The sequence below is a fragment of the Mucilaginibacter hurinus genome (genome assembly GCF_003324525.1).
GTDB lineage: Bacteria > Bacteroidota > Bacteroidia > Sphingobacteriales > Sphingobacteriaceae > Mucilaginibacter > Mucilaginibacter hurinus.
In genome coordinates, this window is the sequence record NZ_QGDC01000003.1 from 395,676 (window position 1) to 421,834 (window position 26,159).

Annotated in this window: 9 protein-coding genes; 5 read left to right on the forward strand and 4 right to left on the reverse strand. The window is 40.8% G+C overall.

Annotation, left to right across the window (positions count from 1 at the left end):
- Positions 1-92: 92 nt before the first annotated feature.
- The gene (locus DJ568_RS07425) at positions 93-1,862 is read right to left on the reverse strand and encodes a 7TM diverse intracellular signaling domain-containing protein (RefSeq protein WP_147238723.1); all 1,770 of its coding nucleotides are present in this window, start codon (positions 1,860-1,862) and stop codon (positions 93-95) included.
- Positions 1,863-2,153: 291 nt separating this feature from the next.
- Between DJ568_RS07425 and DJ568_RS07430 the strand changes: the two genes are divergently transcribed.
- From DJ568_RS07430 to DJ568_RS07445, 4 genes are all read left to right on the forward strand, one after another.
- The gene (locus DJ568_RS07430) at positions 2,154-3,344 is read left to right on the forward strand and encodes a dipeptidase (RefSeq protein ID WP_114004623.1); all 1,191 of its coding nucleotides are present in this window, start codon (positions 2,154-2,156) and stop codon (positions 3,342-3,344) included.
- A gap of 285 nt (positions 3,345-3,629) precedes the next feature.
- Positions 3,630-5,051 carry a C1 family peptidase gene (locus DJ568_RS07435; protein WP_114004624.1) on the forward strand — a complete coding sequence of 474 codons (1,422 nt, stop codon included), beginning with the start codon at positions 3,630-3,632 and terminating at the stop codon, positions 5,049-5,051.
- Positions 5,052-5,082: 31 nt separating this feature from the next.
- Positions 5,083-7,692 carry a tetratricopeptide repeat protein gene (locus DJ568_RS07440; protein WP_158534892.1) on the forward strand — a complete coding sequence of 870 codons (2,610 nt, stop codon included), beginning with the start codon at positions 5,083-5,085 and terminating at the stop codon, positions 7,690-7,692.
- A 244-nt stretch (positions 7,693-7,936) separates the two neighbouring features.
- Positions 7,937-13,810 (forward strand): MBG domain-containing protein, encoded by a 5,874-nt coding sequence (locus DJ568_RS07445; protein WP_114004626.1) that lies wholly within the window; start codon positions 7,937-7,939, stop codon positions 13,808-13,810.
- Between the two features lie 364 nt (positions 13,811-14,174).
- On the opposite strand, the gene DJ568_RS07450 is transcribed toward DJ568_RS07445, so the two are convergent.
- From DJ568_RS07450 to DJ568_RS07460, 3 genes are read right to left on the reverse strand one after another with little or no spacing between them, the layout of a single operon-like run.
- Positions 14,175-15,089 carry a hypothetical protein gene (locus DJ568_RS07450; protein WP_114004627.1) on the reverse strand — a complete coding sequence of 305 codons (915 nt, stop codon included), beginning with the start codon at positions 15,087-15,089 and terminating at the stop codon, positions 14,175-14,177.
- 52 nt (positions 15,090-15,141) lie between these two features.
- On the reverse strand, positions 15,142-23,757 hold the full coding sequence (locus tag DJ568_RS07455; RefSeq protein ID WP_114004628.1) for a LamG-like jellyroll fold domain-containing protein: 8,616 nt from the start codon (positions 23,755-23,757) through the stop codon (positions 15,142-15,144).
- A gap of 48 nt (positions 23,758-23,805) precedes the next feature.
- Positions 23,806-24,702 (reverse strand): tail fiber protein, encoded by an 897-nt coding sequence (locus tag DJ568_RS07460; RefSeq protein WP_114004629.1) that lies wholly within the window; start codon positions 24,700-24,702, stop codon positions 23,806-23,808.
- Between the two features lie 560 nt (positions 24,703-25,262).
- Between DJ568_RS07460 and DJ568_RS17105 the strand changes: the two genes are divergently transcribed.
- The gene (locus tag DJ568_RS17105) at positions 25,263-25,964 is read left to right on the forward strand and encodes a helix-turn-helix domain-containing protein (RefSeq protein WP_147238724.1); all 702 of its coding nucleotides are present in this window, start codon (positions 25,263-25,265) and stop codon (positions 25,962-25,964) included.
- Positions 25,965-26,159: the final 195 nt, after the last annotated feature.

The window sequence follows — 26,159 nt, forward strand, 5'->3', positions numbered from 1 at the left end:
ACTATTGACATGAAGAATATAAAATTGCCCCTAAGTTTAATGTCGATAATTCCACCACAGATGAAACTTTTTTCCCTATAAATGCTTCAGAATTACCGGCTGTTCATTTTTTTATTTAAACGAGCTTTTGCCTGCCTTACGCTTGATGGCGCTATATTAAGCATAGCCGCGATTTCTTTGGTGGACAGGTTTATATGGAAATAGGCATACAAACGCAGCTCGTATTTGGTAAGGTTGGGATGTTGCTTGAGCAAACTTTTAAAAAAATCAGGATGCACCTGTTCAAAATGCAATTTAAACTTATCCCATTCGTCGTCAAGATACCGGCCATCTTTTAATGTGGATTGAATACTCTTCAACGCTTCATTGTTTGCATACAATGTTCCGGCATCCATTTTATGCACCTTTTCGGTAAGGTCGGCCAGTAAACGGTTCTTTTGCTGAAGATGCAAGGAGTTTCCCATCAACTCCCGCTGATTGGATTCCAACTGCTGCTTTAATAGTTGATTATGCTCTTTTTCAAGTGCTATCGTTAAATTGATGGTTTTATTTTCCTCCTCGGCCAACAGGCGCTGGTATTCGGCCAGTTTTACATCTGCTGCTAATTGTACCGCCTCAATGTCTTTCTTCCTAAGTTCTTCATTGATGATTTTCACCCGCGCAACCAACGCTATGGCAAGTGTAAATATTTGTGATATAATAGCCGCTTCAGGCAAGTAAGGGCTACCTGCATTATACACAATGTTGTATAATGCTGCACCTGAGGTGAATATCATTGGCAACAAGTAAGCACTTAAAAAATATTTGGCAATTCGCTGGCCTTTTCTGTAAATGGCTATTGCTGCTGCTACACAGCTGGCCACCATGATTAATATGTAAATATTAACCAATGGCGTTATTTGAAGAAAATAAAGTCCTGAGATTATGATCAAACAAGGTATCACCTCAATTATAATATACACATAAAAGTGGATGTTTAGCAGTTTGTGATAAAGTGGCGCGGCAACCCTGGTGTTCAAAAACGTTTGTGTGAACCGGACAAAACCGCATAGCATAATTACTACACCTATATGCTCAAAAAATAAATTGATATCCATATAGTATACGCGGCCGATGCCGTCGGCATACATATTATACACTTTTAACGGCAGAAAAATATTCATTATAAGTTTGTCTGCTGTTAGATATATAATAGCGCCAACCTGTACAACTACGTAATATAGGTAAGCTTTATCTTTAAAGATATAAAACAGGTAAAGATTGTATAAAGCGAAACTGAATAAAATGAAGCAGCAGATTATGTAAGCGGCTACTACCATTTGCTCATTGGTATCATAACTTAGCTTCTTTTCAAAAACCAGCGCCGGGTTTAAATTGACGTTGTACGAACGCAGGTCTTGCACGTCTACCCGTAAATAAAAGGTATTTAATGCTTTAGCGGCTAGTGTAACTGGTACTTTACCGTGCATCCGTATGCCGGTATATGCGTTTAAGCCAACTGATTGGCTTACCCAGGCATTACTTATAGCATCAAAGTGATATAGCTTATAGTTTATCTGTTGAGATAAGGCGAACACGTACAATTCGTTGTTAGGATACGGGTTATAAATGTTCAATTTAATCCAATATGCGTCGGTTTTGGACGGCTGCATACTTTGCGTATGGAAAGAATTATGTTTTTGGCTGCGGACATCGTTTAACGAGTAACCCGACTCGGGCAACACGCTATAGTTTATTATTTTTACAAAACGCGTACCGGGGAGGGTTTGTGCTCTACTATCAAATACAAACAGTGTGCAAAATAAGAGAAAAGTATTTCGCAGCCTGCATATTAAATCACGAAACACCTTATTATTCTTCATCAATATGCTTACTACATAACGGTTTGGCAACCTGCGTTAAATATATATAAAATAATACCGGTTAAACCGCCGTACTTTAACAAAGGTTTTAATAGGGCAACCGATTAGTTAAACTTTGAGAGCACCCCTCATCAGGTTATCGCCTGCGATGAATGTAAATCAAGTACTGCTAATAATAGGATATATACAATACCTTATGTAGTTTAGCTGCAATCGGCTGGTGTATTGTTCAAATAAGCTGAACCACTAACTATTCACTCAAATCGCCCAACTAGTATATCTCACTATCTTATGATCCCCATATTTGATATGCATTGCCATCCGGCATTGAAAGTTTACTTATGCAACGCCCAATTTCAGAAAGCGCATCGCCCCACTTCAGATTATATGCCGGGCGGTATGCATGTCGACTTGCCCGGGCTGGAAGCCGGAGGGGTGAAATTTCTTTTTGCTACCCACTACGTCCCGGAATCGGGCATGAAGTACATGAAAAACTCATCGTGGCTGTTCCGGGTGCTCCGCTGGACGGGATTGAAAATCACACATAGATTTGAACCTGATGAAGGGCCTGCCTGTTTTGAAAAGACGTTGGAAAGCATACGGGGCTTCAATGACCAGGTAACAAGTGCTCACAACCATTTTAACGTGGCCGTGGTAAAAAACCTAACGGAATTTGAAAATGCATGCGATAAGGGTAAAACCATCTTAATGCACGGCTTGGAGGGCGGGCACCACTTGGGTAAATCACTTACAGATGAACAATATGTTGCAAACCTGGTGAAATTAAAACAGGAAGGTGTTTGTATTATAACGCTCGCTCATTTTTTTCCGAACGCGCTTTGCGGATCGGGCGGAGGTATACCCCCTAAAGAGTCACGATTACTAGGGTATAAACGCCCTGAACCCAGTGGGCTAACTAGTGCAGGAAGGCAGGTTGTAGAATGGTGCCAGGAAAATGGAATGATTATCGACCTTGTGCACGCAACTGTAGAAGCACGATATGAAGTGTATGCTATCCTTGACGAGCGAAAGAAATCGGGTAAAATAATACGGCCGGTGGTTTTTTCACATACCGGGGTACGGACGATGGTTCACCCTCAAATGATAAATGAACTGGATCGCTTAGTGTTACCCGATACCGACGAATTGCTGAAAATCAAAGATTATGGTGGTGTGTTGGGTATGATTTTGATGAACTACTGGCAAAATGGCGACAACCACCAGGACAGTATTTTAATAAGCGATAAAGGAATACAGCCCGTGATTGATACAATGCTGCACATCAAGGAACTTATGGGAACTGTTGATCACATTGCCATAGGGACAGATCTTGACGGCTTTACGCATGTGCCGTCTGATACTAAGCATGTCCGCTATATCGATAGTCTTCGTCAGGCTATTATACAAGCCTTTGGCGAAGAAGACGCACAAAAGATCTGTTACACTAATGCCATCAGAGTCTTGCGTCAATCCTGGACATAAAAGGCTATTTGAGCTACTACACAACGAACTTTTCCCCGAAGATGATTGCCGATGTGAAATACATCGCTATAACTTCTAATACTGGTACCGTCGGCATTTGGAGATACAGCTTTTGCTAAACTCCAGAGAGAGCGGTTATACTTTTATTGACAATACTGCAATTTAGACATTGGTCAATTATATACGCCATGCTGTCGCACCTAAATATTAAGTTCCTTAGTATTATTTTTTATTAATACTTGTGTGATTATTGGATTGTTGCTTGAATATCAGTAGTTTCATCTTATGAAATATTTCCTTAGCCTTCACATTTTATTACTGCTGATATTAAATGTTTCTGCGCAAAACAGCTATCCTACCGGGATGGACTTTGACGATGAACAATATGCAACCGTGCTGAAAAAAGCAAAATTGACCCGTAGCCTGGACATTCTACCTCCGGCGGCATCGGTTAAACAATACGCACCTATACCAGCAAGTCAAGGTAATAACGGCACCTGTGTGGCCTGGGCATCGGCCTATTGCGGTAAAACCATTGTAGAGGCTATTAAAAACGGCTGGACCGATAAACAGCTAATCACCAAAAATGCGTATTCGCCGGCGTTCCTGTTCCGGATGATAAAGCCTAATGATAACAATTGTGTAGGCGGTTCGGTATTAGCAGAAGCGCTTGCCACATTAAAAACAAAGGGGGTGGTGCCATTTGCAAACATTCCGCAAACATGTATTCCGGCTGTAAATGATCAGCAATTGCAGCAGGCATCTTCTTATAAAATAAAAGATTATATGAAGCTGTTTGACCTTGACGCGGCAGCCGAAACCAAGATACGGACGGTTAAAAAATCGCTGGCCGAGAAAAAACCGGTGGTATTCGGCATGATATGCCCGCCATCTTTTCAGCAGGCAGCAGGCGTATGGCAATCTGTGGGCCCGCCGTTATCAACACAAGGCGGCCATGCCATGTGTGTGGTAGGATATGACGATACTAAGTACGGCGGCGCCTTTGAGATACAGAATAGCTGGGGTAATCATTGGGCAAATGAAGGATATATTTGGATAAAGTATAATGATTTTGCCGCTTTTACCCGTTACGCCTTTGAATTTGTTGATCTGCCCGCACCTAAACCGCAGGTTCCTGATCTTGCAGGCGAACTCAAGTTTGTGCTATCATCCGGCGAAACTATACCGGCAACCTTATTTCAGTCTACCCGCGGCTTAAAGGTTGTTACGGCAAAAACAGCACCGGGTCCGCTAACCCTGTACAAAGCAACCAATGCTTATACCAGCGGCACGCGTTTCAGGATATATATATCCAACAACCAGCCGGCTTATGTTTACGCGTTAAGTACCGACCTGAGTAACGAAATAACTAAAATATTCCCTTACGCCGAAGGTATAAGCGCTGCCCTCACTGATAAAAAAAATGATGTAGCTATACCCGATGAAGACCATCATATTGAGTTTGATGATAAGCCCGGCCGCGACCTCTTATGTGTGCTTTACAGCAGGAACGAACTGGATATAACCGATATAATAAAACAGGTTGCCGCTCAGGAGGGCACTTTTAGCGAAAAGATTTTTAAGGTGCTGGGTAATGAAATGGTAGAGCCCGGTAACATAACCTTCTCAACTGATAAAGTATCATTTGAAGGATACAGCAAAGGCAAAAGTGTTGTAGCGATGATGATGGAACTGGAGCACAAGTAGATACAAAATGACCAAAACCTGCAATTATATCATGAAGAGCATTTTTAACATATTATGCATTATTGTTTCACCAATTTGCAAACAAACCAGGGCCATATTGCTATTTTTTGTTTGGGTACTGCTATGCAACCCTTTTTACGCATCGGCACAAAGCCCTGAAGCGCAGAAGCTATATGCTGCCGGTAAAACACAATATGATAGCTTAGAATTTGACCGCGCTATCATCAGCCTTACCTCGGCTATAAATTTGCACCCTCAATATGCCGATGCCTATAGCCTGCGCGGCAATGCCTATTACCGTAAAAAAGAATATGATATAGCTATTGCCGACTACAAGGAATCGCTTAAATTAAGACCAGATGTTGCTGCTGTGTATTATAATATGGGTGATGCTTATTTATTAAAAGGACAAAACGCCGATGCTATCAAGATGTTTAAAGAAGCGGTAAGATCCGGTCCGCAGGACATTAACAATTATAACGGTTTATTGCGCGCCTATTCAACTACAGATAACATGGCAGCGCTTGATATGTGTAATGAAATTATCCGACGCTTTCCCGGTGTTTCATCAGGGTATAGCTCAAGGGCCGCTATGTATGTTACCATGAATCAATATGATAAAGGTATAAAGGATTATGAAGTGGCAATTGGCATGGAACCGAACAACGCGTATTTGTACCAAAACAGGGGCATTGCGTATCGCAAACATAAAAAATACGATCAGGCCATCAGCGATTTCAACCAGGCACTACGCCTTATGCCTGATCAGTGGCAGTGGCATGCGTATAAAGCATACATTTATGCAGATAAGGGTAGTAAAGATCTGGCAATAGCGTCTATAAACGAGGCTTTACGCATAAAGCCCGAGTGGCAAACCTATTTAAGGAGAGCTGCGTTTTATGAATCAATCAAAGAAAATACGCTTGCATTAAAGGATTATGAAACCGCTATAGCACTTAACCCGGGCAACCCCTATCAATACAGCGCCCGGGGCGAATATTACAGGAGGAAACGACAGTATGATGCGGCACTTGCTGATATTAACAAAAGCATTGAACTCGATAAAAGCAAAACGGAATATTACGGTGTGCGTGGCAATTTATACCGCGAATGGGGCGAGTATGAAAAATCTGTAGCAGATTATAAAACCGACCTTGCTAACAATCCAGTTTACAGCACTAGCTCTATCAGCATTGTACCGGCATTAGTTAGATTAGGCAGGTTTGACGAGGCGAAAGCGTACGCGGCTAAAGTGAGCGCGTATCTTACTAATTGGTTGAAGGAAAGCGACTGGAGATTTTACAGACACTACCTGCAGGTAATTTCATCTGATCTTCCTGTAAAAAATTATACTACCGCATTGCAAAACCTCGATTTTGCCATTAATGATTACAAGCAATTTGGCGCCGGGAATGAGGAAGCGTTTACTGAGTACGTTGATGTACTGGTTTTAAAGGCTTACGTATTATCAGCGCTTTCGCGTAATAAAGAAGCCAAAGAACTTTATGAGCAAACGTTACTAATGCTACCTACGCAACCCGACGTAAAGGCAGCTATCGCTCATATAGGACACACCGACAGAGTACTGGATGATAGTGACAAGCTGCCACCTGTTATACAACTAATAAGTCCGCAGGCAGCAAGGGGGCTTAAAATAGTAAGTGCCAATACTAAAGTAGAAATAATTGGCCGCGCTAATGATCCCTCGGGTATAGCCACAGTTACCATCAATAATTCGCCGGTTGAGCAGATAGAGGAGGATGGCCTGTTCATATCGTCGGTAATGCTTAAACAGGGGCTGAATAACGTTGTGATTGGCGCAATTGATAAAAAAGGGAATATTGCGAGCCGCACTTTCTCGTTAGATGCCACGCCAAAACAGGAAGCAGAAGCTAAAGAGGCGGAAATTATACTTCCGGCTACAGAGAAACCACCCGTATATCATGCAATATTAATAGCGGCTAATGATTACGAGGACCCTGCCATTGACGACCTTGAGAATCCGTTAAAAGACGCATCGGAACTAGAGGCGATATTGAAAACCGGGTACACTTTTTCCCCTGAAAATATTACTACCCTGTTTAATAAAAGCCGCGAAGAAATAATGCAGGCACTTGTATTAAAAAGCAGTGCGCTTACTGATAACGACAACCTGCTGATATTTTACGCCGGGCATGGCATTGCTGAAAAAGACAAGTTTGGCGATGTTGACGGTTATTGGGTGCCATCATCGGCAAAAAAAGGACTTAATGCGAGTTACATCTCGGCAGACGACATTAATAAGGCTTTAAAGCGCAGCAACTCCAGGCACATCCTGGTAATTGCCGATGCTTGCTTTAGCGGAGCCTTTACCCGTGCCTTGGTTACCGATGCATCTTTAGGGATACAAAAACAGTTTGCGGTACCCAGTCGCAAAATAATGGCTAGCGGTAACCTCGAGCCGGTGCCTGATAACAGCCGTTTTGTATACTATTTAAAGAAAAATCTGAAAGAGAATACCGAGAAATATATGACGGCCAAAAAGCTCTTTGATAGTTTTTACGAAGCCATACTAAATAACTCAGAAACATCGCCGCAATACACCGCAATAAAAAATGTAGGCGATGAAGGCGGCCAGTTTGTATTTATAAAGAAGCAATAGTGAATTATTTCTCTTGCTATAGCAGTGCATCCTTGTGTAATAGCACCCGACTATAAAAACGAAAGTAACAGTACTGGAGAATACAGGGCCTTTAACAGCAGCTACTATCGGCCTGCGTTGATAATATCTACCTGCGCAATAATTTATCCACTGGCGCAGGGATGGCTGAACACATACAATTAAAAATCAATACATACGTAACTAATTTTAAACCAATGTTTTATATTTGCTAAGTACTATTGATATGCGAATACCTTTTACCCTCACATTAATTTGTATAATATTAACAAGCTTTTTTGAAAGTTATGCTTTTGGGGCAACAGCTGCAGAGGAGTTGCCCGTAGTAAAATTATCACCGGCTACGGTGAGTTATACCCTAAATGCCGATATCTCTTCGGCTTCCATCGCGGTTGACCCTTCGTTAACGGTAGTAAATAATAACATAAGCCTTGTGTCGTCAGCGATTATAAAGATCAGCAAAAATTTTACACCGGGTAAAGATATACTAGCTTACGCAGGTAACGTTGCCGCGATAAAAGGAACCTATGACACGACAACGGGCGAACTTATACTTTCTTCGTCTACCGCCGTGTTAGCCGAATGGCAGGCAGCGCTCCGGGCCGTTACCTATCAATATACTGACAATCTTAACGCACCTCAATTTAACACTCGCGACATCAGTTTTACAATAAAAACGGGCAGCCTTACCAGCTTAACAGCAGTTAAAAACCTTGCTATCAATTATATCCGCTCGGTTAACACAGATTTAAAAAGTTTAACAACCAACCAAGGGTCGCTAACACCGTCGTTTTCACCTACAGTTACCAGTTACAGCCTAAATACAAATGATCTGGCAGCCACAATTAGCATTACGGCAGTTACTACACACCCCGGCGCAGCATTGCTTGTTAATGGATTATCTGAAACAAGCGGTAAAGCAAGTAAAGATATTAGGTTAAAGCCCGGATCAAACTCCGTGCAAATAATGGTAAGGGCACAAAACCCTTCGCATGCTAAAATTTATACCATTACAATTATTACACCGGTGTTAACGTTCCCGCCAATCCCCGCCCAAATTTACGGAAATGGTGATTTTGATGGCGGTGCAACCGTAAAGGGTAACGGTACCGGCATAACTTACTCATCAAATAACATCGGCGTAGCAGCTATTGTAAACGGTAAAATTCGCGTAACCGGGGCGGGCAGCGCCCTTATCACCGCAAAAAGCGGTATTTATATAGCAAGCCAAACCTTAACTGTTCGCGCTGCTGCCTTAACCATAGCAGCTAATGCACAAACAAAATACTATGCCACAGCTACAATACCCATTACCCTATCATATACGGGTTTTGTTAATAGCGAAACAAATAAAGTTCTTACAAATCAGCCGGTAATTACCTGCGCGGTTAATGATAACAGCAATGTGGGCAACTACCTTATAACAGTAAACGGGGCGGTATCCAATAATTACGTTATCAGTTATAAAACAGCCATTTACAGCGTTACAGCTCCCCCGGTAACATTTGTAGCTATCCCAACAAAAAAATATGGCGATGCTGACTTTGAGCTTAAGGTGACCACGCCGGTAAAAACAGTTTTTGATATTCCATTCACTTTTAGCAGCAGCAATAATGTTGTATCCATAATAGGGCGTACAGCACGTATAATTAACGCAGGTACTACAATTATAACGGCAAATAATCCAAATGTAAAAACCAGTCAAAGTATTACCGTAGAGCCCGTGGCGCTTACAATTACCGCTAACAACCTGCAAAGCCCATATGGTACTAAGCCTTTAACACCTACGCTAAGCTACAAGGGATTTGTAAATGGCGATACAGAGAACGTATTAAGTTACAAACCGTCGGCATCAGTTAAAATAAATTATACTTCAAGTCCGGGAACCTACCCCATAACGTTAACCGCAGCAAGTTCCACAAAATATAAGATTACTTATGTACCCGGCGTTTATACCATCATCAAAGCCTTACTAACAGTAAAAGCCGATAACCACGTTAAGATAGTAAATAACGAAATGCCTTACTTAACGGCAACCATTACGGGCTTTGTAAATGGCCAATCCGTTAGTGTGCTTACCAAAGGCCCTTCGCTGGTTACTAAGGCAATTCAGACCTCTGCGATAGGAACCTATCCAATTACCGTAAGTGGTGCAGAGGCGGCTAATTACAGCTTTGTTTACCAGGGAGGCGCATTAACTGTAATAGCACGTCCAATGCAACCCTCCAACCCGGCCCCACCGGTTATAAATTATACCGGTCCGTCAAGCTTTATCAATAATAAACCAGCGGCGGGGGCTAAACTTATTAATAAAGGGGGGCCGATACCCCCTGCTCTATACAGCCAGGTTACTTCAGTTTACGGTACTCCCGGGAAGTCGGGGTATGTAAACGGCACTAAAAAAGATGTCGTTTTTAATTTGCCCAACCAGGTAATCAGCGATGCTAAAGGCAACCTATATGTAGCCGACCAAAATAGTTTTATACGTAAAATAACGCCTAACGGAGAGGTAGCGGCATTTGCTGCAACAAAGGGTTTAGTGATGACAGCTGATGAAGCCGGTAACATTTTTGTAGCGCATAATAGCCATATTGAAAAAATTACTCCTGAGGGGGTAATAACGAAATTAGCCGGCGACCCTGTTTATACGGGATATGTTAACGCTGCTAACAGTGCAGCCCGTTTTAAAGGTATACGAGGTATAGCTGTTGATAAAGCCGGGAATGTGTTTGTAAGTGATTTAGGCAACTTTGTAATACGTAAAATTACTCCCGCCGGAGCTGTAACTACATTTGCCGGGAAAGGGGTGAATGGTAAAGTTGACGGCACTTCAGCTACCGCTCAATTTGATAAACCTTCTTTCTTACTGTTTAACAAGACAGGCGACTTGCTGGTAATAGACAATGCAATAAGGAAGATAACACCTTTAGGGGTGGTTAGCACTAGCAAAATCACTGATGACCGGGGCCTTGAGGCTTCTATAAATTATAGTTCAATAGGGTTAGACGCGATAGGGAACATTTATGCGGCATCGAACGAATCAGTCATCTACAAAATTGACGCCCTATCTCATAAAGTTAAAGTAATTGCCGGCAAAAGCCGTGACCTAAAATTCCTTGACGGAACAGGAACTAACGCCCGTATGGGATACGTAGAATCAATAACCGTAGATGCCAAAAACATACTTTACTTTACTGACAGAACTTACCATGTAATACGAAGTGTTGACCTTAATGGATATGAAGCGTACCCTGCTTTACCTTCAGGTATGTATATTAACACCGCTAGTGGCGCCATAACGGGTACGCCTGTTACACCAACTGCATTTACTAATTACAAGTTTACTGCTTATAACAATGGTGGCAGCAGTGAAACTAACACTAGTCTTTATGTATCACCAATTGCCGTACCTTCAATTACTGTTACCAATTATACCAAACCACAATCTTACATTGCTGGCAACGCCATTACTCCTTTAAAAATAGTAAATAACGGCGGCAGTGTGCCTATAAATATGTTTGCAGAGGTAAGTAATTTGGCAACTTTGAACCCCCGTCCTACCGCAAGCATCTTGAACTGGGGTATTGCTTCTGACAAAACCGGCAATGTCTATCTTGCAGACATGGAGCGCCATGTTATACAAAAAATTACACCTTCAGGCAAAATTAGTGTGCTCGCGGGCAGTGGCAAACCCGGTAATGCTAATGGTACCGGCAAATCAGCCAGTTTTAACAAGCCATCGGGCATAGCTGTTGATGAAGCAGGTAATGTTTATGTAGCTGATAACGGCAATTACCTTATCCGGAAGATATCTCCGGCAGGTGTGGTGAGCACTTTAGCGGGTAGCGGCAAAGGCGGGTTTACAGATGGCACAGGCAATGCAGCCAGTATTATTGGAGGACCTGCTTTAACGTTGGGCAGTGCAGGCAACCTTTACTTACTTGAATTTACAGGTAATATACGTAGAATAACAAACACTGGCATAGTTAGCACTGTATACACATCCAACGGAAATTATTTGTATAATTCTATAGCTGCAGATCTTTCAGATAATATATATTTTACAAGAACAAGCACTATAATAACACCGCAATCAGAAATACTAAAAATCAGTTGTATAGACGGTAAAATAGCAACTTTGCCTTTAACCCGGCCATATTTAAGCGGTCTGGCTACCGATTATCGTGGCAATTTATATGCAACAGACTATGCCAAAGTTTATTGCATCTCTACTGATGGAACAGAACGTATTTTAGCAGGCGTTGATATACCCGGCGATAAAAATGGTGTGGGAATGCAAGCTCAATTTTCCTTCCCTTTTAATACAGCCTTCAGTCCGTCGGGTAATTTATTTGTTTTAGATGATGGTAATAAAAATATACGTAAAATAAATTTGCAGGGCTTTGATATTGCTCAACTGCCTTTAGGAATAAACTTTAACAAAACCGCTATTACTATCGATGGCAATCCGGAATCGATTATCAAGCCTATGGATTATTCAATCACAGCGCATAATATAGGGGGTAGCAGTACTGCGAAACTAAATTTGTCGGTAACCGCAGCAGCGCCCCCCAAAATAAGTTACTTAACAGTATCGGTACTAACCGTGAATAAAGCTGTAAACATAAAACCGACCAATAGTGGGGGCGTTGTTCCGCAAGTTAATTATGGCGAAGTAACTACATATGCAGGTATAGGCAAAGCCATTTGGAGTGACGGCCCCACTTTAATGGCCGGTATACCATTTCCCAACATGCTGAATTTTGATGCTGAGGGTAATTTATTAATTTCGAATAACGTTGATGTGCCATGGGGCAGCCAACCAACAAATGGCAGCCGTGTACGTAAAATTTCGCCAACCGGAGCTGTATCAAGTTATATACCAAAGTTCTATTCTTCAAGCGGTATAGCTGCAGACCGCGCAGGTAACTTGTTTGTAGGGGACGGCGCAAATAATATCATTTATAAAGTTGAAGCATCCGGACAACAGAGTACTTTTGCCAAGGATTTTAAAGGTTTTAATAACGTTGTTATTCCACAAAGGTTGGCTGCCACATCGCCCTTAATATTCACCGTAGATAATGCCAACAACCTTTACATGACTGATAATTTTTACAATACTATCAGTAAAATAACTCCTGCGGGTATAACTACGTTCATTTCTGGAATCGCACCAGGGTTTGCAAACGGTAATACGGCTAACGCTAAATTTAACAGGCCGTTGGGTATCGTTTCAGATGCAAGCGGCAACCTTTATATAGCTGATTCTGAAAACCACATGGTACGCAAAATATCTAAAAATGGTAACGTTACAACTTTAGCAGGCAGTATCAAAGCAGGCAAAGCCGATGGTAAAGGGGAAGCCGCAGGTTTTGGTAAACCTTACGGGCTGGCCATTGCTAAAGACGGTTCGCTTTATGTAGCTGATAACACCAACAATAACATTCGCAAAATTACCCCCGATGGCCTCGTGACTACACTGGCCGGGAGTGGCGCTGCCGGCTCAGCTAACGGTGTAGGCGCGGCGGCCAGTTTTAATAAACCAAAGGGCATAGCTGTGGATGCTTCGGGCCAGGTGTATGTTGCGGATGCATCAAATAATGTCGTCCGAAAAATCAACACCATGGGCTACACTATTACTCCGGCTTTGCCACAGGGATTAAAATTTGATAGCAAAACCGGTATTATTAGTGGAACGCCCACTAAAACAGTTAATGCAGCTTCCTACACAATTACCGCATACAACAGCGGCGGCAGCAGCTCTGTTACTATCCAGTTAAGCGTAGTTGCTGCCGCACGAAGCTTAAACAATGTAAATATGCCAGATACTACCAAAAAGGGCACTGATGTATTACAGCGAATCAGTTTTTATCCAAACCCTGTCGACGATATTTTGAACTTAAATTTAGGTAACATAACCGCAAAAACCCTTGAATTAAACATTTACGGCATGCAAAGTGCTAAACTGGTTTTCAGTAAAAAAATATCAAACCCTGAAAGTATTGTCAATATTAATATCGGCTTCTTACCAGCCGGAAACTATGTGATGCGAGCAAAACTGGATGATGATGAGGCGAGTTATAAAGTAGTCAAAAAATAAGGCCTGCTATTCTATAAGAACATGCTTGGCCTTTCACTAATCATAATCCTGTTCAAACAGCCATATGCACTTTCGAAAAACGTCTTTTCGCACGTAAAAAGCGTCGACCAGAATAAATTGGCCGTCGTTATAATAATTTAGGTATAATTCCTTGTAAATCAGTTTTAATTAAAGCTGCTGCCCTTTAAGTCAGAGGTATCATCAAGCCTTTTACAGTAAGATTATTCCACTAACTCAAAATCACCCTGAACAACATCTCTGCATGTACGGCCTTTCTTACATCCTGAGTAGGAAAACAGACTTAGTAGAATTACTAAAATGACCGCAATTTTTAAACTTTGAATGCTTATTATTTTTTTCATACTTATTTGACTTTTAAATGGATGTTTATGCGCTTCCATTCATTTCCGACTGTAGCGACATACGAGCCCGAATCTAAATTTAAAAATAGTGCCTCTCCATTGGAGATTTGTTTAGTAGCAACCGTCTTGCCATTACTGGTAATCCGTACTGAAGCGCCTTCTTGTTGAGAAACAATTTTTATGGCTCCGCCGGCATAACATACCGCATCCTTTTTATAGAATAGGGTTGGTGTGGCTGCTTGAGTTACACTTATTTTATAGGTGTGTAATGTCGATTCATCTTCAGACAATACATCGTAAGTAATTGATGAAGAAAAATCCTCGGTTACTTCACCGGATTTTTGAATGATCCTGTTCTTAAACAGGGTAGCTCCTTTACTTAAAGTAAATACCGGTTTTAGGCCAGTGATCGGATGCCCCGCTGCTATATTAACTTTTACCGCTCCGTTATCAATTACCGAAGACGAATTGTTTATACCAAAAAAATTGAAAGAAAGTATATCAGCCTGGTAATTAAGAGTTGGTTGTGCGATACTATAAGATTGAAACAGGTTGCCTTTATGCGCATTTACCACAAAAACAATTTGTTTGTCTACTGTGGTAATTTTACCGGTTGAACTGTCGTACAACTTAAAAGTAAGTGATTCTCCCTGTTGATTGGCAAATGCCGTAATAAATGCATAATAATTCTTTTCACTCGCAACATAGGTAACACCGCTTACTCCTCTGCAAATGTTACCAACAAACGCAGCCACCTTATCATTTGGCCTAATTAACTGTTTTCCATTTACATTAAGTTTTGCTATAAAAGTCATGGTGTACTGATACTCATGTTCTTTCACTGCCCAATCTGGGGCTTGAGCAAATATCGTCTGGGAAAAAATAAACAGTGCAAGGAAAAGTGTCGCTTTTTTCATAAAATACTGCCTTATACTTAGTACGCTTAAACTAGTATGCTACGCACTCAATTTAATTTTTTATTATTTTTCGGCTTATGACTTTTTCGGCCACATACACCTTGAGAATGTAAACTCCGGCCGACAAATCAGGGTGTACTTTTATAATATTGGCCCCAAGATTTATTTTAGCGGTATCTTCGAATATTTTTTGACCAAACAAGTTAAAAATCAAAATTTTTGCTTCTAATGCTTCTTTGCTATCAATAGCTATTTCGAAACCCTGTTGAAAAGGATTCGGGAAAACATCTATTTTCTCTGTTGATAAATTGATAACTACCGGATCAGAAATACTTCCCAGCAGCGCATCGGATGAAAAATTAATTGATTTGGATGTAGCTTGGGCATTTACCCCTGAGCCAATATAGGCAGTAAGCTTCTCTGATTTATCACCATAAATAGTTATAAACGCGAGCTCTGTACCCTGTACACTTTGAGTTTGGGCATTGCCCCTCAATTCTCCGGCGTCATTATAAAACGACAAATCTTTATACCCTTCAGGTAATTTTACTACAGCGCACATGGTATTAGCAAACTTTGCATAGCCCGCAGAAAGCGGCGCAATTTCATCGTTTGTTCTGGTATCAGCTTGTAACGCGTTTTGCTTTAATCCATTGGCAGAACCTGCTTTGGTATTCAAGCGGTTTAAATACTCTGGATAGGTGAATCGTTGAGCAACACTGTTATTTAACATATAACCTTCACCCGCGCGTAAATATGATAAGGAGCCTTTCCATCCAACTGATGTACTATAAATTGCAAATAACGATTGTGACTTGATAAGGTCGCCATCACTTGCTTTCAGGTTTGCTAATGCATCGGCAACAGGTATGTTTTTGGATACCACGAAAGGGAGCCAGTTCCAGCCCGCGGTTAAATCAAAAAACCAGGTATTTAAATCCACAGGAACACCTTTGATATTTAATTTTTGTGCTGTTGCAAGCTTGAACTTATACATTTTATTGTTTGAGATACCGCCATTACCTGAAACGGTTCCGGCCCAACCGCTTTCACCTGGATTTACCGCATTACGCTCGTATGCATCAAACAATGCCGGAGCGTTTGACATTACCAGGTCCGAAGTGTTTAAAGCAAGGCTGTGCGTAAGGGCATTTAAATCGCTAAATCTGGGATCAGTTATATTAAATGAGGTCCATGTCCAGCCTTGGTTAAATACGATTTGCTGACCGGTTACTTCTGTGTTATTAAAGATGGCAGGATTGGTATAAGTACCTATAATTTGATCTGACACATAAGGAATAGTGAATTTATCGTTCAAAACAGCTTCTTTCAATTTACCGTCAGAAGCATCCCAGATATAAAACGCGATATCTTCACCCCTAATCTCATTACTATACACAGTCAGGTATACAAAGTACTCTTTAAAACTTGCATCGTAAATCACATTTGTCACCCCCCGTACCTCACCATTTACCGTTGCTACCACCTTGTCATAAAGATCACTTGTAAAAACGTTGCCCGTTTTTACTTTCCCGATGATATTCATGGATTGGCTAAACTTGCTCGGATCGAGTTCTAATACTGGTTCCTTTTCCAACACCCTCAGGTTTAGCTGAATTTTTTCAGCATAATCATAACCCGTAGCTATAGATAACACCGTGTTATAATCTCCTATGGCCAAATCACTGTCCACTTTAGCAGTTACAGTCATTTTTGTATTTGGGGCAATGCTTCCTGAATTTACTGATAGTGTTATCCAATCAGGCACCTCAATAGTAAATGGTTGCGGCGTTCCTCCGCGGTTAATAATCGTAATGTCAAAGGAGAGAGCCTCATTGGTTCTTTTCATCAGATTTACAATATCACTGTGTCCTTCCACAAACCATTTAATCGGATTCCTATTAACGAGGGCGCTCCATGTTACCGGCGATTGTTGCCTGTTGTCGGCCATGTCATTGAGATTAGAAACTGTAATGTAAGCTACTTTTCCTTCTACAGTTGACCAGTCAGTAATTTGAGGCTCCAATACTATTTCATCTCCATTTATTACAGCGTTCACAACAATTGATTCTGTTGGGCGGAGCGGTTTGATGGCCGGCGTTTCACCAGAAAAAGCAAGCGGCTTATTATTTAATAAAGCGTAACTACTTGCTTTTTCAACAGTGTTTAGCGGATAATAATATACAGGCCCGTTAGCATTTGATATTTCCGGTTTATTGAATGAGGAATATAGTATAAGGCCAGTGCTCTTAAAATCTACCTCATTATATTGATCTGCCTTTATTTGTTCAGCGTTACGGCTAGTTTCCCAAAGGCATAATTCGTCTATCAAGCCAATATAATTCTGATCTTTATTAGAAGAACTGATTTGGCCACGGGCGCCAACAAAGATTTTGCTTGAATAAAATCCTCCTAATTCAGCGCTTGGATAAGATGCTAACTGATTGCCGTCAATATACATTCGTATGGTTCCATTTCGGGTTAAACTCATTGCAATATGATGCCAGCTATTGTTATTTACCTTTACACTGCCAAACGAGTATGTTTTACCTTCTGTACTTAGCTCAATATTACCGGCCGTATTAAGGTTTATTGCCCATTTATTTCTGTAACCATTGCTTTCAATAGGGTCAGTCAGGTCTCCTTTGCCATTTGATAACAGCGTTGCAGTGCCGGACTGCCCTGTCTTCATCCAAAACGAAAGCGTAGCATCCATTTCTTTTGAAATAACTACTGTTGCAGCTTCAGAAAAAGTTAAATAATTAGTCCCGTCAAAAGCATAGCCGGTACCTTTCGGGTTAATATCCCAGTTAGTATTTTCAATAACAAGATGCCGGTAGCGGGCCAAATCACTCGCAATTGTGCCGCTACCTTCATTAATTGGCCAGTATCCTAATAGGTCCGTTTCATTACCATTTAAAAGAATGTTCATATTAGCTACGGCAGCCTCCCGTGATACATTTCTTTTCCAAAATCGTAAATCGTGTATGTTGCCTTTAAAGGTATTGCCGCCTAGTATAACAGGGCTGTCATTAGAGAAACTCAATTTTGTACTGAGCGTAAGCGTTTGTTTTTCTATGTCATTTTCTATGATTGTCAGCTTGTTGGCAGCAGCGTCATATGCAAGCGCATAGTGGTTGAATGTATTATCTTTTGTTATTGTTGCGCGTATACTTTCGCCGCCAATAGTGTACTTTAAATCATTATCTATCAATTCTATTTTAATTCCATTACTTTGGTTTAAAAGGGTAGAGGTTCCCGCCGGACTTGAGTTTTTTAACCAAAATTCGATACTGAAGTCTCCGGTAGTAATGGCAGGTTTATGTATAGTGGCGGTATTGGATGACCCATTAAAAGCTAATGACACCTCATGCTTTACGGGGCTTTGATTTTTTTGAACTAAAAATTCAAATTTGGTTACCGTGCCATTGGTTTTAACCGGCTCATTAAATCGTAAAGTCAAATCATCACCAATGTTTAATATCCCATTTTTCGGCGTGGGTGTACCAAACAGCACCGGCGAAGTAAGATCCACTTCCCCTTCTATGATTTGCGATTCGAAGGCGGTTTGATTATTGCAACTTGTACGGGCTCGCAATTCATAATGCCCGTTGGCTAATCCCAGGCCGGCAATATCCCAGGCATAGTTTAGTTCAGTGCCTTCTATAAGTTCAATGTTATTATCGCCTCCGCTTTTGGCAATGTCATAATCCTGCTGGGTTTTAAAGTAAGTTCGTAATCCAATCCAGTTTGGTGTGCCTTTTAAACGATATTCCAGATTAATTTTTTGAAAACTGGCAAAGTTGGTATTAAAATCACCCAGTTTTATGTTTAAAGGCTTTGTATCCGCATTTGTGTAAGCCGTATTCCTGTTCAACAGCCAGTTATTTGACGGAGCCATTATGGTTACAGGAGAACAAGCCGGCACAAAGGTTGCCGATACCAGAACACTGTCTGTTACATTTCCATCGCAAAGAGATTCCAGGGATACTTTTATGTTTTTATATTCAAACTGATCTTGTTTTACTTTTTTAAGTGTCATGGTATATGGCACTGTCTTACCTGCCGGGATGTTTACGATAGTTCCGTTTGGTTCAATATTGATCGCTGCGTTATCGGGATTTGTAGCCTGATCCACCACAAGCTTAAAAGACGCATCTTTATTAGTTGTGCTGGTGTTTCGTAGATGGAGTACAAACTCAGCATTTCTGCCATCAAATATTCCTGAAACATCCGCTGTCTCTACTGTCAATTCGGGCTTTTCTAAAGCTACAGTCGCTATTGTTAACGGCACACGCTCAGATTCGGGTAAATCTACTATAGCAGCCGAAGGATTGGTGACATTAGTATGGTCCGGGTTATAAAAATAAGATAAGTTGGCACCCTCGTAAGGACAAGACGTTTGTCCACCTTTGGTGATAAAAATTGGGCCGTTACCGTCAAAAGCGTTAATAACGTCTACGCTGAAAACGTTATTTGGATCACCATCTTTTAGCGTATAGCTAATGTTTGTAGTTTCCTCGTTATCGTCTCCACTTGAGTTTTCCGAACCGGAGCCATTGCTGGCACTAGTCTCCACGCCAAACCCGGTTTCGTTAAAAGTTGCCCCGACCGATGCAACAACAGCCTCATCTAATTGCAGTGCGTACGAAAGCGAGTTGGAGCTGATACGCCCGGTTTCAAACCCTTTTGTGATTTCACCGATACCCGAATCAAAAGAAATATTCTCATAAAAAGTAGTATTTAATAAATCTTTAAGCTTTTTAGCTGATTCTGACAAAGTGTTGGTAACAGGGTCTTTTAAGCTTTCTATAATTGCGTTAAGGGATGCTTTAAGTTTGTCTTTGTCTTTCAGTGCCTGGTATTTGGACAATTCATTGTTTAAAATTATTCTTCTCCAAAGGTTAACAGACGATTGATAGGCGCTCTTTGTAAGCACGCCGTTTGTGTTTTCAACAATAGCTCCGGATTCAATTTGCCTGATAAGGTCTAAATACTGAGGAATGATTTCATTTAATATATGACGCTGGGTATACATGAATACCGTCTTTTCCGGCGATTCATTAATGTACAGCGCCTTGTTTACCTTAGGGTATAGTTTTGCATCCGTTATTTGAGCTCCTTTTACATAAGTAACATCAATAGGCACCGAATTTGGCACGGTTGAGGTTACCAATTCATCATAAGTTCCGTAAAATTGGTTAGCAGACGTTCCTATATATAAGTCGGCATCACCGCCGGTCCAGTCCGGGTCATCACTCGTAGAAATGGTTTGATTAAAGCTATAGGTGCTAGTCAAACTTTTTCCGTTGGTTGAAGATTGCTCAACACTAATCCCGGTAGATACATCATTGGTAGTTTCTGTTTCCATTACCGGACCTGCCAGGCCTCCGCCTACAGTCATTTTAAAGCCAAGGGAAACAGTGGTGTTTAAATTGCTGCCATTGCTTGAACTGGACGAGCTTTCTTTGGAGAAACTAAAACTGGATCCTTTTTCGATAGTTGCAGAACTGCCTGATCCGGGAGGGTCCCTTAATATAATATCGGGGATAGCCGGTCCGGCGGTAATAAAGGTTTGTGAGCCATCGGCTACACCCCCCAGTAATATGCCCTCTTTTTTATAATTAGTTAATGGGTAATCTACTCCATTAGATCTAAACCTTAAATCAATGGTCCTTTTAAAGCCTGTGGCTATATCAGTATTGGGCGTGCCTCCTTTAAAAGTGTAGATGAGTATACTTGGATCTTTAGGCGAAACCACTATTTTCTCGCTGTTCTCCAGAGCAAGATTATTGGTTGCAACCAGGGTACCCCCTTCAACCGGAACCGTGTTTATGATAGGATTGGTGACGCTTTTATCATAGTTATAATAAATTTCCTGACCCTGAACCTCAATCCTGTATTCTGCAAATTGACTGTAAACCGGGGTGTTTTGTTTTGGCGATATCGTATAGGTCACCCCACCTGAAGATATTGTTCCGTCAGAAGTTTGACTTAAAACTTTTTGCGTGGGTTTTGCTATATGGGTGAATTTCAAAACTTCCTGATATGGCTGTCCGGTGATGGTGTCCTTACCTTGAATAAATTGCGGATATTGCAGCCCTTTTATAGCTGTGAAGTTGATTGTTCTGTCGGCGTCTAAAAGAGGTGTGTTGTCCGGGTTTTTACCGCTTTTAAATGTCAGGTCATTTTGAGACAGTATATAATTTAAAGGCAATAGTGAAACACGAAATTCCCCTGTTTCTTCATTGGTAACAAAGCTTGTTTTGTACTCTGGTGTAACACTTGTTGCGCCAGCCGGCAGATGCCCCAGTGTTAACTGTGCTTGTCCAATATTATTTTCAGAAGTATAAATAGTTGTTCGGCTTACTCCGTCCGTGTCTTCATACGCATAAGTTTTTCTACCATCATAGCCAAATCCAATCTTTTTATCGGCTTGCACCGTTCCACCCACTACACGTCCTGCCACAATAACTTTTGTGTTGTCAATAAAAGTAATCGGCTCATCGCGGTCTTCGAAAAAATCCTGATATGTATTGATATAAGTTGTTGTACCATTAGCAACAGTGCTGTCTTTAGCCGGGTAGCGCCCATTGTAAGCAAAAGTGTGGCCATTTTTGGTTAAAGTGATAGCATGTTTACCTATCGGTACCTGTATGGTAAACCGCCCGTTAATGTCTGTTTGTATCGGTACATTGTTGTCATCAATGGCCTGTACATTATCAATGCTTACATAAGCCTCCGGAACCGGTATTTGGGCATATCTAACCAATTTTGTGATCTTCCCGTTGCCGTCTTTTTCTGCCCAATATTCTCCTTTTTGATATTTAATATTGTTTTTTAAATAGGCGTTATAGGCCTCGTCCTCCTTAATATCTCCGGTTATGGGAACGTCCGAAGTAGGCGGAAAAACACCTCTGCTGTCATAAACGGCAATTCCTTTAAAAACAAAGGATGACTTATCAATAAAATCCACCTTATTTACCACAGTAGATCCTACACCTAAAAAAGCCAGTTGCTGTTTCGGGCTAAATTCATGTTTCCCAAGCGATGGCACTATAGTAAATGAGTCGCCGTTACCGCTATACGGAACCGCTGATATTACATAATTGCCAAACTCATCTGTTACACCCAACACACCCAGCTGGCTGCTGCTTGGTATATTGTTGCCGGTATTATCAAATGTTGGTGTTTGAGCGGCTGCCAATGATGGATTGCTTAACTTCGCATTATTCCCGTGAAAAACAAAACCGGTGCGTGCCAGGTCATAAGCGTAATCGCCAATTTTTTCGTTGGCGCTGATATAAGTGTTCAGGAAGGCCTCATTCCCGCTCAAATACCGGCGATAATCGCGTTTAATTTGCGCAGGGCTCAGTGCCGTTTCCCACACTCTAAATTCATCTAAATAGGCCGTTTTGCTTCCGCCCATTTTAAAGTGGGTCCAGGTTTGCGGAAGGCCACTAGCTGACGAATTTAATTTAACAGGGTTATTTGTACTGGTAAAGGTCACGTTTGGTGCTTTGCCGTCAGAGCCATTTTGGGCCAGAATAGTATTTATTGCTGTTACATAAGCCGCTGAAATTAACCGGCCATTGATATAAATATCCGGAACTTTATTATCCCTGATTAAAGCGCTGAAGTGCGTAAATGAAGTGTTTATTTCGGTAATGGGTATTAAAACATCAATTCCCTTATTGTCAATTTCGCCACTCGGAATATAATCACTCAAAGTTATTGCATGGTTTCCTACGGCTAGTGTAAGTATATTTTTTGAGCCTGATGAAGACATTTTAACCTTGAAGTTCAACGTTTCATTAGCATCACTTTCTAACTTATATAATACTATTTCATCATTATTAAAAGCGCTCTCAGGTTTTACCCAGGCTTGTAAGGTAATTGAATCTTTCAGGCTGTTATTTAATCTGTCCACAGAAACAAAACCACCGGCTGGTACTTTCAATGAACTTCCAAACCGTAGTGTGCTCCCCGTTGGATTAGCAACTACTAACACATCTTTTACCGGGTTACCGCCTGTGAAGGTTATATTACCTGTAATTACTCCTGTTGGGTTTCTGTAGCCTATACCGGTAATGTAAGTGGAGTATGGGATTTCTATACCGTCGGCCTCCACGCCTTTAGCTGCTACCTTATAGCGATATAATTTGCCTCCTTCAATATCAACGTCTGAAAAAGTTCCGGCATCCCCCGGTAGCGTTTTCAATGCTTTTCCCCAGTTCGGATTTTTACTGTCAACATCCTCTGTTCGATATACCGAGATGCTTACTACTTTATCCCTGTTCTGTTTTATATCCCAGTTAATCTCAACCCTGTCGCTAAAATATCCCTTAGATACTGAGAAAGCATCATCAGAGAATGTATTATATCGGTAGCGTATCCCCCACGGGAAACCCAGATCTTGTTTATAGTATTGCTTGGGGTTATTGCTGTACGGCGCATCAATTACCCCCATGTAAGGTAACCCTACCTGCAAACCTACTTTTTGAATAGTAAAGGTTTTATTTACACCATTTACTTTTTGCGTTAGGGTTAGATTGAGGTTGTCTTTTTGTGAGGCGGCTGTGCCAATTACGGTAGTCACCCCTTTTTCCTGAGCCATCAACGTATTACCGCCTAATAAAAGCAGGAGCACAGAAATATGTTTCTTCATGAGGAATCTATGTAATGGTGGTTAAGGATAAAAAATCAACTGTTCCGGTTATATCTTTATGATATAATTCACCCCATAGTTTATGGGGCGGGTTTCTGATCCTCCTGTTTCAGCGGTATTCCCGGAAACGTTATGGTTATGATTACCAGCTTCGGAAGTCTGAAAGTCGCCCAAAACGGTCCTGTCAGTTGTTGCGGCAGAATTTTCGGTTCTTTTGCCATCGTTCTTATCATAAGCGCGATCGTCCGGGTTTGACCTTCTTGTAATTGCATGCGTGTGGGCGCCGGCGGAGTTGGTATTGATGTTAATCTTATGCAAATGCGAGGCAAGATCATCTTGTTGTACCGCTTTTAACGCCGGTCCAACTTTTCCTGCCGCTGCTGACCCGGTTCCGCGTAAAAACATGCCTTGTAAGTTAGGCGTAGTGGTACCACCCAGTAAGGCTTTCAGCGCGGCGTTATTGGCATTATCTTCAAAAGTACTTCCGTTACAAAGCAACCAGCCTTTGGGCGCTACGGTTCCTACAAACGGCATAATGGATCCTGTTGGCACTCCGTTTTGTGCAAAAATAGCATACGGAACAGCTTGAAGTTTTTCATTGGAGAAAACTACGCTGCCTTGAGTAACCTTCAAATAAGCAGATTGAGTGCTGATAAGATTATATTGTGATTGGTCTATATCCAACACGTATGAAAATACGCCGAAGTTATCAGTCTTAACATTTGCGGTCTTAGTCAGTATAACGTTTTCACTATTGCCGGAACCTAAATAATATATAGTAAATACCAAGCCCAATTGATCTACATTAGCTATAGCCGCGTTACTCTCGTCGCGGGCAATACCCTGAATAGACATTCCTGACGAAGTTACATTAGTTTGAGCCTTGACATTTAGGATCGAAAAAAGCCATAGAAGGAATAACGAAAAAAGGTAGAATTTTTTCATGATGCGCGTTTAAGTTTATTTGTACAAAGAGGTGCAAAAAATTGTTAAGCCGGACGCAGCCATGCGGCAATTTTATATATTCGTTACATATTTTAGATATTTGACACATGTTTTTGAACGTACTATCGTTACTTGTTGGCTTTTTATGCCTGTTTATAGTCGTTCTTATGCTTCTGAATACCCAGCCCGATCGAAGTAAAAATTACAGGACAAATGGCTATCTGGTTGTGATTTTATTGGTAGTCGGCGTACAACGTTTTTTGTACGCAATTGAAGCCTTGAATTTAACCGCTATCACCTACAGCCCTTTAAAAATAAACCCATTGCTTGCTCTTTACATTGTGCCGGTTTACTACTTGTTTTTTCGCAGGCTTATTTATGACACAGGTAACCTGAAAAAGGAAGTACTGCATTTTGTTTTTCCTACAGTGTTTATTCTGATTAACCTGGTGATAACAAATTTTACACTCAATAGGATCACATATCTAGTATGGTCGGTGCTGTATTTTATATTAATACTAAGGATGGTAAAGGATTTTATTTATAAAAAAAAGCCAACCATGTTTGATAAAATAAGCTATCGGGCTAAAAAGAACTGGGTGTTATTAATGGTTATTTTAACATTTTTATTGGTTGTATATTCTAATTGCTTTGCTTTTTTTGACTTATCGGTGCAAATGAATTTAAACGCCTTTTATAGGTATTCATCGCTGTGTTGGTTTGTTATTCTTTTTTTTATGTTTAAAAACCCTGTAATAATATTTGGCGAAAGCTATCTATTGCAAAGCATTAATTTGACCAAGCCGCAAACTTTTCAAGTATGGAGCAATAAGCCCTTAAAAGCCATTGAAGATAATGATACCACAGTGTATAAAACTGTTTATGACAAGATTGATTTTATTATTTTAGAAATCAAAGCCCTGCAAAAATCAATTGCGTTAATTTCTGCAATTACTTTAAATACTGAAACTTTAGCAAAAGAGTTAAAAATGCCCAAACGGCATTTAGATGTTATATTTAAATACCACTGTCATTATTCCATCAACGATTTTAGCAACCTGGTTAAAATTGATCATGCCTTATTATTAATAAATGAAGGCTATCTTAAAAAGTACACTGTGGATTCTTTGGGGAAGACGTGTTTATTTAATTCCAGATTTACCTTTTCAACAAATTTTAAAAAGTTTGTCGGAGTATCTGTAAGCGACTTTGTAAGCAGCGCTAATATTCCTGAAAAAGACTATCAGCATTTGCTGTCGTAAAGGATGGGTTTGCAGTCCGATAAACGGGTGCGAATGAATAACGTTAAGCAGGTTAACAAGGCGGATATCATAAAGATTGAATTAGCTAAATCTATACCAAGAGGGAAAGTTTAAATTTAAAAATGACAAAGCGATACCCATTGATTTACCCATATACGAAAAAACGCCCTTCTCGTACACGAAAAGGGCGTTAAA

Bases quoted from the DNA above. Each gene is read 5' to 3' on its own strand.
- DJ568_RS07430 (WP_114004623.1), top strand. From the start codon at position 2,154: ATGATCCCCATATTTGATATGCATTGCCATCCGGCATTGAAAGTTTAC.
- DJ568_RS07435 (WP_114004624.1), top strand. From the start codon at position 3,630: ATGAAATATTTCCTTAGCCTTCACATTTTATTACTGCTGATATTAAAT.
- DJ568_RS07425 (WP_147238723.1), bottom strand. From the start codon at position 1,862: ATGAAGAATAATAAGGTGTTTCGTGATTTAATATGCAGGCTGCGAAAT.
- DJ568_RS07445 (WP_114004626.1), top strand. From the start codon at position 7,937: ATGCGAATACCTTTTACCCTCACATTAATTTGTATAATATTAACAAGC.
- DJ568_RS07450 (WP_114004627.1), bottom strand. From the start codon at position 15,089: ATGAAAAAAGCGACACTTTTCCTTGCACTGTTTATTTTTTCCCAGACG.
- DJ568_RS07455 (WP_114004628.1), bottom strand. From the start codon at position 23,757: ATGAAGAAACATATTTCTGTGCTCCTGCTTTTATTAGGCGGTAATACG.
- DJ568_RS07440 (WP_158534892.1), top strand. From the start codon at position 5,083: ATGAAGAGCATTTTTAACATATTATGCATTATTGTTTCACCAATTTGC.
- DJ568_RS07460 (WP_114004629.1), bottom strand. From the start codon at position 24,702: ATGAAAAAATTCTACCTTTTTTCGTTATTCCTTCTATGGCTTTTTTCG.
- DJ568_RS17105 (WP_147238724.1), top strand. From the start codon at position 25,263: ATGTTTGATAAAATAAGCTATCGGGCTAAAAAGAACTGGGTGTTATTA.